The sequence below is a fragment of the Psychrobacter sp. T6-6 genome, from assembly GCF_052258185.1.
Lineage (GTDB): Bacteria > Pseudomonadota > Gammaproteobacteria > Pseudomonadales > Moraxellaceae > Psychrobacter.
This window is the reverse complement of the sequence record NZ_JBQQEX010000002.1, coordinates 137,512-152,000: the sequence shown is the minus strand read 5'-3', so window position 1 is coordinate 152,000 and position 14,489 is coordinate 137,512. Positions and strand designations below refer to the sequence as shown.

Annotated in this window: 14 protein-coding genes and 1 pseudogene; 13 read left to right on the top strand and 2 right to left on the bottom strand. The window is 45.5% G+C overall.

Going from position 1 to position 14,489, the window contains the following annotated elements; translation table 11 throughout:
• Positions 1-119: 119 nt before the first annotated feature.
• The 9 genes and pseudogenes from recN to ACTXGL_RS03805 all read left to right on the top strand — a co-directional run bounded on the left by recN (position 120) and on the right by ACTXGL_RS03805 (position 6,899).
• The gene (gene recN, locus ACTXGL_RS03845; RefSeq protein WP_443525001.1) at positions 120-1,799 is read left to right on the top strand and encodes a DNA repair protein RecN; all 1,680 of its coding nucleotides are present in this window, start codon (positions 120-122) and stop codon (positions 1,797-1,799) included.
• Positions 1,800-1,988: 189 nt separating this feature from the next.
• Positions 1,989-2,552, top strand: coding sequence for a YqgE/AlgH family protein (locus ACTXGL_RS03840; protein WP_101204671.1), 564 nt, complete (start codon positions 1,989-1,991; stop codon positions 2,550-2,552).
• Positions 2,553-2,766: 214 nt separating this feature from the next.
• The gene (gene ruvX, locus ACTXGL_RS03835) at positions 2,767-3,255 is read left to right on the top strand and encodes a Holliday junction resolvase RuvX (protein ID WP_443525533.1); all 489 of its coding nucleotides are present in this window, start codon (positions 2,767-2,769) and stop codon (positions 3,253-3,255) included.
• Between the two features lie 84 nt (positions 3,256-3,339).
• Complete coding sequence (locus tag ACTXGL_RS03830) at positions 3,340-3,858, top strand: hypothetical protein (RefSeq protein ID WP_443524999.1); 519 nt, start codon at positions 3,340-3,342, stop codon at positions 3,856-3,858.
• Between the two features lie 54 nt (positions 3,859-3,912).
• Complete coding sequence (gene tusA / locus ACTXGL_RS03825; RefSeq protein WP_443524998.1) at positions 3,913-4,239, top strand: sulfurtransferase TusA; 327 nt, start codon at positions 3,913-3,915, stop codon at positions 4,237-4,239.
• Between the two features lie 65 nt (positions 4,240-4,304).
• Positions 4,305-5,243 carry a site-specific tyrosine recombinase XerD gene (xerD, locus tag ACTXGL_RS03820; protein WP_443524997.1) on the top strand — a complete coding sequence of 313 codons (939 nt, stop codon included), beginning with the start codon at positions 4,305-4,307 and terminating at the stop codon, positions 5,241-5,243.
• 67 nt (positions 5,244-5,310) lie between these two features.
• Positions 5,311-5,649 carry a DUF3817 domain-containing protein gene (locus tag ACTXGL_RS03815; RefSeq protein WP_443524995.1) on the top strand — a complete coding sequence of 113 codons (339 nt, stop codon included), beginning with the start codon at positions 5,311-5,313 and terminating at the stop codon, positions 5,647-5,649.
• A 178-nt stretch (positions 5,650-5,827) separates the two neighbouring features.
• A pseudogene (locus ACTXGL_RS03810) lies at positions 5,828-6,231 on the top strand (MgtC/SapB family protein).
• A 59-nt stretch (positions 6,232-6,290) separates the two neighbouring features.
• Entirely contained in the window at positions 6,291-6,899 is a 609-nt protein-coding gene (locus ACTXGL_RS03805; protein WP_443524994.1) for a class I SAM-dependent methyltransferase, read from the top strand.
• 98 nt (positions 6,900-6,997) lie between these two features.
• On the opposite strand, the gene lptG is transcribed toward ACTXGL_RS03805, so the two are convergent.
• Positions 6,998-8,206, bottom strand: a complete 1,209-nt coding sequence (gene lptG, locus ACTXGL_RS03800) for an LPS export ABC transporter permease LptG (RefSeq protein WP_443524993.1) — start codon at positions 8,204-8,206, stop codon at positions 6,998-7,000.
• Positions 8,206-9,498 carry an LPS export ABC transporter permease LptF gene (locus ACTXGL_RS03795; RefSeq protein WP_443524991.1) on the bottom strand — a complete coding sequence of 431 codons (1,293 nt, stop codon included), beginning with the start codon at positions 9,496-9,498 and terminating at the stop codon, positions 8,206-8,208. Before ACTXGL_RS03795 ends, lptG begins: the two co-directional genes overlap by 1 nt.
• A 520-nt stretch (positions 9,499-10,018) precedes the next feature.
• Between ACTXGL_RS03795 and ACTXGL_RS03790 the strand changes: the two genes are divergently transcribed.
• The 4 genes from ACTXGL_RS03790 to sstT all read left to right on the top strand — a co-directional run bounded on the left by ACTXGL_RS03790 (position 10,019) and on the right by sstT (position 14,468).
• Positions 10,019-10,636: a cysteine hydrolase family protein gene (locus tag ACTXGL_RS03790; RefSeq protein ID WP_443524990.1), complete on the top strand. Its 618-nt coding sequence runs from the start codon at positions 10,019-10,021 to the stop codon at positions 10,634-10,636.
• Positions 10,637-10,830: 194 nt separating this feature from the next.
• Positions 10,831-12,462, top strand: coding sequence for a leucyl aminopeptidase (locus ACTXGL_RS03785; protein WP_443524989.1), 1,632 nt, complete (start codon positions 10,831-10,833; stop codon positions 12,460-12,462).
• A gap of 7 nt (positions 12,463-12,469) precedes the next feature.
• Positions 12,470-12,934 (top strand): DNA polymerase III subunit chi, encoded by a 465-nt coding sequence (locus tag ACTXGL_RS03780; RefSeq protein ID WP_443524987.1) that lies wholly within the window; start codon positions 12,470-12,472, stop codon positions 12,932-12,934.
• A gap of 331 nt (positions 12,935-13,265) precedes the next feature.
• Positions 13,266-14,468, top strand: coding sequence for a serine/threonine transporter SstT (gene sstT, locus ACTXGL_RS03775; RefSeq protein ID WP_443524985.1), 1,203 nt, complete (start codon positions 13,266-13,268; stop codon positions 14,466-14,468).
• Positions 14,469-14,489 lie beyond the last annotated feature (21 nt).

The following is a 14,489-nucleotide window of genomic DNA, read 5'->3' as shown; positions in this document are numbered from 1 at the left end:
CTACAATATCTATCTACTTAATACGGTTAAATAGATAAAATCATCTCATTATTCATCCCATTTCATAGATGGCTCCTTGAGTTTTATATGAAGTCCATTGTCTGTCACGAGAGGCGTTGATGCTAGTATCATTAACTTTACATCAGTTTGCATTGATCGCTAAGCATGAGCTGAGTGTGGCTGAAGGTTTCAATGTCATCACTGGTGAGACAGGGGCTGGCAAGTCGTTATTACTCGATGCACTGTCTTTATGTGTCGGCGCGCGTGCAGACAGTGCGATGGTCAGACACGGCGCAGCACATGCAGATGTCTATGCTCAGTTCGATATAGCGAATAACCCTGTTATCACTGAGTGGTTTACCAAAAATGATCGAGCGCTAGAAGAGCCTGAAGTGCTTATTCGTCGCCAGCTCAGTGATACAGGACGCTCAAAAGCGTGGTTAAATGGTTCGCCCGTCAGCTTGGCTGAGCTAAAAAGCTTGGGTACGTTACTGGTCAATATACACAGTCAACATGCTCAGCAAGCCTTGCTGAAACCACAGTTTGTGGTGCAATGGTTAGATGAGATGGCACAAATCACGCCACTAGCTGAACAAACTGCCAGTAGCTATCAGGAGTATCAGCAGCTAAAGCGCCGCGCTGATGACCTCGCTAGCCGTGAAGCACAGCGTCAAGACCGTATTCAATTATTACAAAGCCAACTGGCGGATGTCACCCCTTTATTGGCTGTCGATTATACAGACGTTGAATCTGAGCATGAAGAGTTATCCAATATCGAAGCGCTCATGCAAGAAGCCAGTCATGGCTTGCATCTGCTCGATAATGATACCGACGAACCAGACGTTATGACGTTGCTTGGTCAGGCTATAAAACTCTGTGATCATCAAGTAAGTGTCAGCCAAACATTTGAGCAAGCCTCTGAACAGCTGCATTTGGCACAGCAACAAATCACTGAAGCCACGACCCTACTGTCGGACTATGCTGAGCAGCAACTGCCTGACCCTGAGCGTTTGCAATCATTAGACAATCTCATCAGTTTGGGTCATCGCCTATCTCGCAAGCACAACTTGCCAGCGAGTGATTTGATCGATGAAGCAAAAGGATGGCAAGAGCAATTAGAGCAATTAGAAAATGAGCCGAGCAGTGATGTGATGGCCGCGCAAATCGAGCAAGCTTGGCAAGACTATTTAGCATTGGCAGCTCAGCTAAATAAAGCGCGTACAAAAGCGGCGCCCTCAATCAGTAAACAGCTTATTGAGCAGTTACAGCCGCTTGCACTACCCAATGCTCGCTGCGAGTTTGTATTTACCGAAAAGGCAGAGCCGAGTCACTATAACGCGCAGGGGTGCTTCGATGTCGACTTACTGTTCAGTGCCAATGTCGGTATGCCGATGCAGCCACTACACAAAATCGCCTCAGGTGGTGAGCTATCGCGCATGGCGCTGGTCATGCAAGTACTACAAGCGACCAATGCTGATAATAATGCTGCCAAGCCCATGCTCGTATTTGATGAAGTCGATGTCGGTATCAGTGGCGGTACGGCACAAGTCGTTGGTGAGCTGCTACGCACACTAGGGCAAACGCAGCAATTGCTTGCCATTACTCACCAAGCCCAAGTCGCAGCGCAGGCGCATCAGCATATATTGGTACAAAAGCATCATCAAGAGCAAACTGAAAGCGAGCTACTCATATTGACTAATAGTGCACAAGTAGATGAGCTGGCACGTATGTCTGGCGGGGTGACTATTACAGAGGTCACTCGTGATCATGCTCGCAGCTTATTGTCTGATGTCAAATAGCCTACTATCAAATAGCACGCCCACTATCGCCAAATCTTTTATTGTTTGTCAGCAAAACAGTGTTTACTAGATAACAGTGTTTACTAGACAATTATAACCGTCAGTAGCATGTGGCGTGAATCTTGCTTTTCTATCCGTTATCACCATATAGTGGTCTCTCACCCTTTTTATTCGGTTGCGTTTGTTTCTATGTCTAAAACCAATTTGACCCATCACTTCTTGATTGCAGCACCGGAGCTGTCAGACCCCAGGTTTGAGCAGGCGCTCATCTACATCTGCCGTCATGACAAGCATGGTGCGCTAGGTCTGATGGTTAATCGTCCACTTGAGCAATCTCGAGTCGGTAAGTTATTAGAAGATTTAGATATCGAAGTGACCAATCCACAAGTCATGGAAGATGTGGCACTAGAAGGTGGTCCCATGTATCCTGAGGTTGGTTTTGTGCTGCATACTGGTCAACCAGAGTGGGCGTCCTCTTTTGCGATTTCGGAAAACGTCTGTATCACAACCAGTCAAGATATCCTAAAGCGTATCGCTGCAGGACAAGGTGTCGGTCATTATCAGCTGTGTCTGGGTCATGCCAGTTGGGGCAAAAAACAGTTAGACCAAGAACTGAGTAATGGTGATTGGCTGGTGTGCCCTGCCGACCTTAATTTACTGTTTGATACGCCATTTGAAGAACGTTGGCAAATCGCTGCGGACAAAATCGGTGTCAATTTTGATTATCTCAGCAGTGACATTGGTCACGCTTGATATCATATGTTTTATGCATTGCGTCTTATAAATACAGATAGAGAACCAAAGGATAGTCGTGACTATGGTAGATAGCCCTTTTACAGCCACTAGCAAAGACGCTATAAATAGTGCCATTGATAGTCTCAATGCCCCTGGTGTCAGTCATAATGACCTGAATACCAGCGACCTTAGTACCATTGATAGTAACAATGACAGTACTGCTGAGACCGGCATTACTGAGAGTGCTGAACCAACGGTAAAGCCGCATCTTATTTTGGCACTAGATTATGGTGTCAAAAAAATGGGTATGGCGCTTGGTAATACCATGACTCAGACCGCCCGTGCATTTGACATTTTGGCGATGAACAATGGTCAGCCTGACTGGGACAATCTAATCGGTATTATCAAGGTCTGGGGCGTGGCACAAGTTATCGTCGGTCTACCACTTAATATGGATGGCAGCAGCTCTATGCTCTCAAAGCGGGCACATAAATTCGCGCGACGTCTAGCACATAGGGTTATGGAGCAACATCTGCCCGTAACCGTGTCACTATGTGATGAGCGCCTAACCTCAATCGAAGCAAGAGAAATCGCATGGGATAATGGTTGGATAAAAAACGAGCGCGACCCGATTGATGATATCTCTGCCTGTATCCTGATGTCGACTTACTTTTCGGATCCAAGCAGCAGTATGGCTATTGACGCGATCAAAGCCGACTAGTTAAAAAAATACCTAAAATACATAGTTGCCTTATGAGGCGACTTCGCTATATCGTCTCTTTCCACAGATAAATGACTGATTACTATGACCACCGCTTCAGACCAAGATTTGCATACTAAGTCGCAACATGGTTTTGCACCACTTGCTATTGCCCGTATTAGAGGTGCGCAGCGTGCAAACCAAGTAGCGATTTATCTTATTTATGCGGCTATTCTCGCATTTGTGGTCTTTGGCACCATCGCTAGCATCAAGATGTTCCATGACAACCAGCTTCTTTATCGATTGTTTTATAACCTACCCTATGCTCTAGTTGCTCTCACCATTCCTATTACTATTTATGATGCGCTGGTGGTGTATCGCTACCGTTTGAACCAGCCCTCGATGATCGCGATGAGCATTGGTGTCTCGACTATCATACTCGTTGGTGGGTTAATATTTGCAGATACTGTCTGGTTGGGATTGTCCTGTTGGCTCGGTGTGGCTTTTTTATTTAAAGTAAGTTTTAAGCGCTTTTTCAACTTTTTAGAAGTGGCTGACTTACCTGATAACGACGAAACGCCAGAGACAGATATGGTAGACGATTCAGACAGCACGCATCAATAAATCACGCAAACCAACTGTTATTCAACCCACCTATTTAGCTTTACGATAATGACTATGACCACTTCTATACCAGATACCCCGATCAACCATCATCTAGACACGCAGGGGCTGATCTGCCCTGAGCCTGTGATGATGCTACACCGAGTCATCCGCAGAGCAGACAGTGGGGATATGATCGAAATACTGGCAACCGACCCTGCTACCACTCGCGATATTCCAAATTTCTGTCGTCATTTGGGTCATGAGCTAATTGGTCAAGAAACGCTGGCTGAAAACGTAAGCTTAGACACTGACCCTGACGAAATTACCATCGATAGTGACGATACTACACCTGCAAGCGTGACGCTGTATCGTTATGTGGTTAAGAAAAAAGAGGCGTAATAGGTCTGGTTTTTTCCTAATAATTACCTGTCACTGCTAACCTACCCCTTATCTGAGATTGTCTTATGAGCCGTGAGCGCGCCGTACAGCAAAGGCAACCCAAAGCACTGGCAGTCGATGATGAGCCAGCTTATATGACGGAATTTCGTCAAGCTATGCTGGCACGTGGCCTGGCAACGCGTACTCGTAATGCGTATGTGCGCGATTTACGTGCTTGTGAATTAACCAATCCTATTGCCCTGACTCGCTGGCAGCCTGATGATGTGCTGCACTGTCTGTCACTACTCACTCAAGATGGCAAAACCCCGCGTACCCAAGCGCGTATGCTCTCAAGCCTACGTCAATTCTATCTGTGGATGATCGCGAGCAACCTACGTGAAGACAATCCTTGTGAACGTATCAAAAGTCCAAAGCTTGGTCGCCCACTGCCAAAAGACTTGAGCGAGGCTGATATTGATAACCTCTTAGCCGCGCCTGATACCAGCACTGCTCTCGGACTGCGCGACAAAGCCATGCTAGAAGTACTCTACGCCTGCGGTCTGCGCGTCAGTGAGCTGATAAACCTAGCACTAGAACAAGTGAACCTAAATGCTGGCTGGCTACAAATCACAGGTAAAGGAAATAAAACGAGGCTGGTGCCACTCGGTGAATATGCCAGTGACGCGCTAGAAGACTATCTGTCTCATGGACGCGGGGATTTGATTGCGCATTTGAAATCTGGTAATTGCCAAGCAGTGTTTTTGACTGCGCAAGGTGGTTATATGACGCGTCAGAACTTTTGGTATCTACTTAAAAAGTATGCCAAAGTTGCCAGTATCGATAAAGAACTATCACCGCATACCCTGCGTCACGCCTTTGCTACCCATCTACTCAATCATGGTGCTGATCTGCGTAGCGTGCAGTTATTGCTTGGGCATAGTGATTTATCCACCACGCAAATCTATACCCATGTGGCGACCGCAAGATTGCAGCAGTTACATGCTACGCATCATCCGCGTGGGTAACTTTTGGGTAGCGTGGTGAGCAAAATTATCATTCAACATTGATTCATGATCGTCAGAGGAATACATAGTGTCGCAAGCTCAGCCGTCTACCTTATCTACCCTAACCAAAAAGCAAAATGCTGCTCTTCGAAATCTTACTATTATGGGTTATTTGGAAGGCACGTCTTTTTTGCTGTTACTTGGTATCGCCATGCCCCTCAAATATATGTTGGGCATGCCTGAAGCGGTAAGCTATGTCGGCCCAGTGCATGGGGTGTTATTCGTTGCCTATATCATGGTGCTAATCATCACAGCGGGTAGAATAAAACTGCCCCTATGGGCGCTACCCGCTGGTGTGCTTGGCTCGTTTCTACCCTTTGGACCGTTTGTGTTTGATCACTTATTGAAGAAGCGGCTGGTACAGTAGTATTAAAAAGTCTTGATGACACAAACCTATACCCTGAAGCGATGACGATAGTGCAGAAACCAGTAAAAAAACATCGCTGTTTTTTAAATGAGCCATAACCCTGTATCATGAATTATTGTCTACTGGCTTGTGAATAGCGGGGTACGCTGTGTTTGGGTTTGATATCGACTTACAGTTAATGGGTTATCATTTTTTTCAGTTGTGCATTGCTTTTATATTGTCGTTGCCCATTGCTCTCAATCGGGAGATGAAAGACAGTGGTGCTGGGCTCAGAACCTTTCCGCTAGTGACGATTGCCTCCTGTGCTTTTATGTTGGTGGGTCGAGATATTTATTCAGATGGTGATGCCGAAGCACGTATTATGTACGGTATTATCACTGGTATGGGCTTTATCGGTGGTGGCGCTATTTTTAAAAGTGGCGGCAGGGTACAGCGACAGCAGCAAGTTTATGGAATACGGGTGCTATTGGCATCTCAGTCGCTTACAGCCGCTACGAGATCGCTATTATTTTATCTGTTGTTAGTTTTTTGATATTGCAGTTCTCTAGTCCATTTAAAACAGAGAAGCAAACCAAAAAGTAAGCTGAAATTTTATTCGGTTGTCGCTACAATACTCACCATACTTATCAATTGAGAATCCCATGAGCCATAGACCACCTGCTGACCTACTCAAAAACGCTGAACACTGGCGCGAAGACATTAATTTTCGCCAAGACGTGCTAGGCAAGCCGTTTGATTTTGCGACCACGTGGGGCATTTTTTCACCGCAAAAGCTCGATGATGGTAGCCTGATGCTGCTTGATTATGTAGATTTTCAAGACGATGATGATTCGATCGATTTGGGCTGTGGCTATGGTGTGCTGGGTATGACGGCAGCACGCGAGTGTCCGAATGGTCAGCATACGCTCATTGATAAAGACTTTATGGCGGTAGAGTATGCGCGCCTTAACTGTGAGAAAAACGGTCTAAAAAACGTCGATGTGCATTTATCAAATGGCTTCAACCATGTGGCAGCCGACAAAGACTTTAGCCTTGTGATGTCAAACTTGCCCGCCAAAGTAGGTAAAGAACAGCATTATCTGTATTTCCTCGATGCTTATGCGCGCATGCGTAAAGGTGGACGTTTTTATGTGGTGACCATCAATGGCCTACGTCAATTTGTGAAGCGCTCGTTTACCGAAGTGTTTGGCAATAGCGATAAAATCAAACAAGGTAAAACCTATACGATTACCATGGCGATCAAAGAATAATATTTAGCATTGAGTCACAAAAGATCGTCATAAAAAAAGCACGCTACATCTGATGTAACGTGCTTTTTATTGGTTTATTCAAGGGTATAGGTTGTCTGCTACATTTGACGTTTTATCAAATAACCACCGAGCGCTGCACTGCCGATAATCGGTAACAGCACCATAAGCATGGGCGAGAATCCTGTGGCAAGCGATACAAACCCAACCAAGTCTTGTATATAGCTGAATAGCAATCCAAACAGCAAGGCTACGACGATACGCAAGCCTAAGCTGTGTGTCCGTAGCGAGCCAAAGACAAACGAGCAAGCAACGATGACCAATGACAATATCGACAAGGGTGACAATAGTTTTTGCCAGAACGCCACTTCATGCTCTAAGGAGCGATTGCCCTGTTGACGCATAAACGTGCGATGCTCGTACAGCTGCGTCAATGACAAGTCTTCTGCTTTGCGCGTTAGCAAGTACACCGACTCTGGGGCAAAAGGTAAACTGAGGGTATCTGAGGCCGAGACTGCTTGACTACTCTCAAAACCCTGATTGATGCTGAGCTTGACCATATCATTCAGTTGCCACTCGTAGCGATACTGCTCGCTTGGCTTGTCACTGCTAAGATCAATCGGCTCACGCCCTGTATAGTTGCCACCTTCAGCATGAACTGCCGTTTGCAGATTGCCATTATTGTCTAAATGCCAACGTTTGACCTCGCCAATATTACCTTCGACATCCGCGTAATCGATGTACAAAATATCGCTACCATCAGGTATGGCACTACCATCCTCTGCGCTATCAAATCGTGGCTGTATCGTCCAATAGCCGCGCACCGAAGTGACTAATGAAATATTGTCCTCATCGTTGATTTGCTTTGCCAATTGATTGGAATGCGGTAGCACGAACTGATTGATCGCCAGTGCCAGTAGCACAAAAATCAAAGCGGGCTGTAAGACCCAGCCAACGATACGATAGATGCTAACTCCAGCTGCACGCATGACGACCAGCTCGCTTTTATTAGCGAGTAAACCCAGTCCGATAACAGCGCCCAATAAAGCACCCGTGGGGATAAACTGCTCTAAAAAGTACGGCGAACGATAAAAGATATATTTGAGCGCCTCACCCATCGTATAGCTATCGTCCAAAGAATCAAGCTCTGACAAATAAGAAAATACCAGCTGCAATGCCCACAGACCCATAACAGCAGCGATAATAGCAAGCAAGGCATTAAGTTTGACGTAGCGACCCAGCACTTTTAGGCTACCTGGTTTTTTGGCCAGTTGGTCAGTGCTTACAGACTTAGCAAATAAAGAGCGCATTAAGACTGCCCTCCTGATGAGCGGTTGTTGTTATTATCGATATCACTATGTGCAGTGGCTGCAGCCAGTCTATTTTCTTGTTTGCGAAAACGCAGGCGATGCTGCACACGGCTACCCCAATTCAAATAGAGCGCCAATGCCATAAATCCTAGCACTAACCATGCATATGCCCACACGCTGACGCTGCCTTTACTCACCGCATTTTTGAGCGAGATAATACCCAACGCACAGCTGACAAATAACAAGATAGAGGGAAACAGACGCAACCAACGTCCTTGGCGTGGACGTACCTGTGCAAGCGGTACTGCTAGCATCGGTGCGATAATCATCAGCCATGGTAATGCGAGACGATAACCCAGCTCACCTTGGGCAGCACGCAGCGCGTTATTAGTACTGGTCCGTGCGTCACCCGTTGCAGCGCGCCATAGAGGTCCAATCGCTTGGGTTTCTATATTGTCCTCGGTGATAATGTCTTGTGAGGATTCGGTGAGTGTGATGCGATAACGATCAAAAGCCACTTGATTGTATTTTAAGCTGCCTGCGCCCACTTCGTAACGACGACCTTGGAACAAGTCCAATTGTGTCACGCCGCTATTACCCGTGTTTACTTGCTCAGCACGCTTGGCAAGCGTAATCGTATCCTTACTGATATTTTGTGCACTACTATTTACAATGTCTTTTGGCATATCAGAGATGCCGACCTGATCTGCTGTCTTTTTATCAATGGTGTTGTTCATATCGGCAGCATCTTTAGTATCACTGCCTTTTGACGTAGGCTCAGACTGGATCAATATCACATCTTGCAGTTTTTTCTTATCATCGCTGAGACTGCCTACATATAAGTGATAGTTACCGCTACTGATAAACTCATTCGGTCGAATCAAATCAAACGCACTGGTCAGTGCTTGCTGCTGCCAGACCGCCTCAGATGAGCGTACGCCCCATGGTTTACCAACAATAGATAACGCCGCTTCACCAACAAACAATGCTAGTATCAATGGCGTCATCAATCGCGCCAATCTACCACGAGACACGCCGCTAGCATTAATAACTGCCATTTCTTGATCGACGTATAAGCGACCGAACACCAACATCAAGGCAATAAAAAAAGCTAACGGCAATATCAATTCTAAAAAGTACGGCAGATTGTACCCAATGATCGTGAACAATAGGCTAACGTCCAAACGCCCTTCGGCAGCAATGCCAAAATAACGTATCAAACGTCCACCAAGCATCATTACCACTAAAAACCCCAACACCAGAGCTGTGGTCGAGGCAACTTGTTGAGTCATATAGCGGCGTAATATCACAATGGGTACTCTTAAACAGTTGATAGGCGCGTGGTTGATTGAGCAGTCATCATCGGATTTGAGGGCGACGATAATGCAGCATAGGCAAGATATAGAGTCAAACAGACCCGCAGATTACAGTAAATACTGCTGAACAATTAATTAGTCACACTAAATAAATGCAAGCGGCAAATATAACCGCTAATGCTAGCATGTTTTGCCTAAAAATGGCTGTGAAATGTGTTTGAAAACATTACCTACACCTTGCTGACAGCGCATTATTGACAGTAAGAGAGAAATATAGCAAATATTGAATGAAGCAGTAACCCAGTCTTAGATGAGATTAAATGAAACACGTCTCTTCCATCATATTTTTACTTTATTTATTTTAGAAAGGTTTGTTTGTCGTTCGTATCACTGAGTGCGTATGGCTAATATTAATTGCTAGACTGAGTGACATTGCTAAATAAAGCTAAGTAAAAACAAAAATTATTTTTATATCATCAAATGGAGAATAAGATTAATGAATAACACAACTTCTACCCCCTCTACCCTACTCGAACTCGCTGGCGGCACGTTTGATGCACTTGACTGGTCAAATTGCGCGCTCGTGCTTATCGATTATCAGAATGAATATGTCGATGGCGCGATGCCATTAGGGGACGCTGGCACCAAAGCGATTGGAAACGCGCAGCGATTACTTGATAAAGCCCGCCAACAAGCTGTCCCTGTCTTTCATATTACGCATCACGGACCAGAAAACGGTAATGTCTTTGACCCTTTATCAGCCAATGTTGAGATTGTTGAGCAGCTCCAGCCGCAGGATGGCGAAGCAGTCATTGCCAAAAAACATCCCAATGCGTTTCACGATACTCAGCTACAATCAATGATTTCATCTGCATCAAAGCAGCAAGTTATTTTTGCAGGCTTTATGAGTCATATGTGTGTTAGCTCAAGCGTTCGCGCCGCATTTGATTTGGGCTTTGATAGCTTTGTCTGTTATGACGCTTGTGCAACTCGCGACCTACCTAGTGCCAAAAAAGAAACCATCAGTGCTGAAGTTATGCATGATACGGCGATGGCAGCATTGCAAGATAGATTCAGTGCCCTAATGACAACAGAAGAATTGGTTAATGGCTAAGTCTTAAAATGATCGTGTAAATTGGCGCAGTAAAATTGTACGAACTTATTACCTAAGCCTTGCTAACTGCGCACTATCATCGCAATATGCTACACTACTGTGATTGCTCAATAGGCCAAATACTCTAATAATTTAACAGGCATACGCAATCATACGAACGCTGTATTTTTCATAACTCTAATAAGGATAACGATATGAATATCAAATTATCTCAGCACCTACCAAAGACCCATACGCAAAAAATGCTAAAAAAAGAAGCCAAAAGCAAAGACGACGCTTGTCTGGTTGTATTGGTCGATGATAAGAAAAACATTCTTGCAGAAACTGTGCTGAGCGAATATACCGCTCGTATTGAGCAGTTGATAGACGTGTCACATTTCAAAGGCACTACCTGTGAGACCGTTGCTGACTATGCGTTGGCAGGTGATAAAAAGACAACCAAACAGAATCCTGTACAGTTACTGCTAGTCGGTGTGGGCAACATGGATAAGTTCAATAACACTGTACTGCAAAAAATTGCTAAGACCATCTATAGCAGCACACAAAAGCGTGTGTCTTCTATTACAGTTGCATTGGGCGACGCGCTAGAAGAGAATCACTTCGGTCAATTTGCGCTCAATCTACTAGCTGCCAGCTATCGTTTTGATAAATACAAATCTGAGCAAGCGACGCCTGTATTGACCGATGTCTACCTAGTAGCTGATGAGTCATTACAGCCTGCACTTGCCTTCGCTCAGTCAGTATTCGCCGGTCAGAGCCTCACTCGTGACGTGGCCAATGAACCAGGTAATATTTGCTTCCCAGCTTATATGGCAGAACAAGCTCAAGAGCTTGCAACCACTTATCCTGATTTGTTGACCGTCAAGGTACTTGGCGAAGATGAAATGACTGCGCTAGGTATGCATTGTTTCTTAGCCGTTGCACAAGGCTCTACCAAAGAAGGCAAGCTGGTACTGATGGAGTATCGCGGCAAATCAGCATTTGGTACAGAGGCAGGAACCACTGAGTCAACCAGTAGCAATGCAAAAGTATCTGGTCTAAAAGCACTGGCTGATAAGCTACCAACCAAAAAATCAGCTAAGAAAGCAGACAACGCTAGCGATGATGCCCCAATCGTATTGGTCGGTAAAGGTGTCACTTTTGATTCAGGTGGTATTTCAATCAAGCCGGGCGCAGCAATGGATGAGATGAAGTTCGATATGGGCGGCTCAGCGTCAGTACTTGGTACCATCAAAGCTTTGTGTGAAGCGCGTCTACCTATCAATGTCGTTGGCGCACTCGCTTGCGCTGAAAACATGCCATCAGGTGATGCCACACGTCCAGGCGATATCGTAAAAGCGATGAATGGTAAGTCAGTTGAAATCTTGAATACGGATGCCGAAGGTCGCTTAGTGCTCGCGGATACCTTATGTTATGTACAGCGCTACAACCCAAAAGCCATTATCGATGTAGCAACCCTGACTGGTGCTTGTGTGGTTGCTTTAGGTCATGTGCGCTCAGCGGTATTTAGTAACGATGAAGACGTATTGTTTGACTTAGAAAACGCAAGCAACCTATCAGGCGATCTTGTCTGGCATATGCCATTAGATGACGAGTATCAGGCTCAGCTCGACTCCCCAATCGCTGATATGCAAAACATTGGCGGCAAAGGTGCTGGTGCTGTTACTGCCGCCTGCTTCTTATCTCGCTTCGTTGAAGAAGGTCAAGCATGGGCGCACTTAGACATCGCTGGTACGGCTTGGAATTCAGGTAAAGACAAAGCAGCGACTGGTCGTCCTGTGCCACTATTCATGCAATATCTAAAAAACAGCGCAGACAGAGTATAAGCGTTCTATGAAGATCAGCTTTTATGTATTAAGTGAGAGTAAGGCCCAAGATTTCTTGGGCTTTATTTGTCAGTTGACTCAGACGGCGCTCAACAAAAGCGCTCAGTCTTTGCTTATTTTAGTTGAAGATAAAGCATTGCTATCAGGCCTAGATACGGCACTTTGGGCGCAAGATGCCACGAGCTTTATACCGCATCAGTGTCTTTTAGATAATCAGACTGATGTCGATATGGCGGCTAGTAAGTCTGTGACACCTGTATTGCTTGGTAATCACATGCCGACAGACTTCAACGGTATTGTGCTCAATACCACTTCACATCCTGTTAATGATTTCATGGCGGCTACTAGTAATGCCAAACCCTCCCGAGTCCTTGAGCTGATCAAACCAGATACGGCGAGTACTCAAGCGGGCCGTGATAAGTATAAAGCGTATCAGCAATCAGGCTATGAGTTGACCCACTTTAAGGTTTAGCTTTGCCTTGTCACTTTGTCACTTTGTCACTTTGTCGCTTTTTATCGAATTTACTGTCATAAAATCTACCTGTTACCTTATATATCACGGTTTTCGATGCCTCATTATTGAGGCATTTTTATTGTCTAGACTTAGCTCAGCATTATCTAGAGTTAACCCATCTCAGCGTCATATTTTATCCTATTCGCGATGCTGACCTACTACGCTCCACTTTGCATACAGCACTCGCTGCTATGAGCGGTATGCGAATATGCCAAAAAATGCTACCATCCCTCGATAAATTTCCCCCTAAACAATTCACTTACTTTTGACAGACGTCGAGGATATACACATGCGTTCATTGACTGCGATGTATCAGCGTATAGGACTGGTGCCGCTCATTATTATTGGTTTGGTGTTAGGCGTACTGATCGGTTGGCTTGCACCAAGTGTGGGTACTGCCATAGGCTTACTCGGTACACTATTTGTCGGTGCTTTAAAGGCAGTTGCTCCCATCTTGGTATTTATTTTGGTCATGGCAGCGATTAGTCAGCACCGTAGCGGCAATGAGGTCTACGTAAAGCCGGTGCTGATCATGTATATGTTCGGCACTTTTTTGGCCGCACTAACCGCAGTCGGTGCCAGCTTTTTATTCCCGACGAATTTGGTCTTGGTAAACGCCGATATCGCGCAAGTACCACCTGCTGATTTAAAAGAAGTATTAACGAACTTGTTAATGAATCTGGTCGCAAACCCGATCAATGCCATCGCTGAAGCCAACTACATCGGTATATTAGCATGGGCGATTATCATTGGTTTTGCCTTGCGTCAGGCCAGTGATAGTGCGCGCAATGTCGTTGGTGATTTTGCTGATGCCATCTCACAGGTCGTTAAGTGGATTATTGCGTTGGCACCATTTGGTATTTTGGGACTGGTCGCCAGTACTGTCGCTGAGACAGGTTTTGCTTCTTTGGCAGGTTATGCGCGTATCTTGATGGTACTCATCAGCTGTATGCTATTTATTGCTTTGGTTGCTAATCCATTAATTGTCCTTGTGAAGACTGGCAAAAACCCTTATCCCCTTGTGTTTACTTGCTTGCGTGAGTCAGGTATTACGGCCTTCTTTACCCGTAGTTCAGCCGCCAACATTCCAGTCAATATGAACCTGGCACGCAAGCTGGGTTTACATGAGGACACGTATTCAGTAACCATTCCACTGGGTGCCACAATCAACATGGCGGGTGCTGCAATCACAATTAACGTATTAACGCTTGCGGCCGCTCATACGCTAGGTATCGAAGTTACATTTGCATCAGCACTATTGTTAAGCCTCGTTGCGACGGTCAGTGCGTGCGGTGCCTCTGGTGTGGCTGGTGGTTCGTTATTGCTCATTCCATTGGCGGCAAGCTTATTTAGTATTCCAAATGATATCGCCATGCAAGTGGTGGCCATCGGCTTTATTATCGGCGTCATTCAGGACTCAGCAGAGACAGCCTTGAACTCTTCAACGGATGTACTATTTACCGCTGCCGCTGATCCTACTTACTCGCGCTAATGTTTGGCGCAGCATCTCTAT

Excerpts from the sequence above, each read along its gene's own strand:
- recN (WP_443525001.1), top strand. The coding sequence starts at position 120 with ATGCTAGTATCATTAACTTTACATCAGTTTGCATTGATCGCTAAGCAT.
- ACTXGL_RS03840 (WP_101204671.1), top strand. The coding sequence starts at position 1,989 with ATGTCTAAAACCAATTTGACCCATCACTTCTTGATTGCAGCACCGGAG.
- ACTXGL_RS03830 (WP_443524999.1), top strand. The coding sequence starts at position 3,340 with ATGACCACCGCTTCAGACCAAGATTTGCATACTAAGTCGCAACATGGT.
- tusA (WP_443524998.1), top strand. The coding sequence starts at position 3,913 with ATGACCACTTCTATACCAGATACCCCGATCAACCATCATCTAGACACG.
- xerD (WP_443524997.1), top strand. The coding sequence starts at position 4,305 with ATGAGCCGTGAGCGCGCCGTACAGCAAAGGCAACCCAAAGCACTGGCA.
- ACTXGL_RS03805 (WP_443524994.1), top strand. The coding sequence starts at position 6,291 with ATGAGCCATAGACCACCTGCTGACCTACTCAAAAACGCTGAACACTGG.
- lptG (WP_443524993.1), bottom strand. The coding sequence starts at position 8,206 with ATGCGCTCTTTATTTGCTAAGTCTGTAAGCACTGACCAACTGGCCAAA.
- ACTXGL_RS03795 (WP_443524991.1), bottom strand. The coding sequence starts at position 9,498 with ATGACTCAACAAGTTGCCTCGACCACAGCTCTGGTGTTGGGGTTTTTA.
- ACTXGL_RS03790 (WP_443524990.1), top strand. The coding sequence starts at position 10,019 with ATGAATAACACAACTTCTACCCCCTCTACCCTACTCGAACTCGCTGGC.
- ACTXGL_RS03785 (WP_443524989.1), top strand. The coding sequence starts at position 10,831 with ATGAATATCAAATTATCTCAGCACCTACCAAAGACCCATACGCAAAAA.
- ACTXGL_RS03780 (WP_443524987.1), top strand. The coding sequence starts at position 12,470 with ATGAAGATCAGCTTTTATGTATTAAGTGAGAGTAAGGCCCAAGATTTC.
- sstT (WP_443524985.1), top strand. The coding sequence starts at position 13,266 with ATGCGTTCATTGACTGCGATGTATCAGCGTATAGGACTGGTGCCGCTC.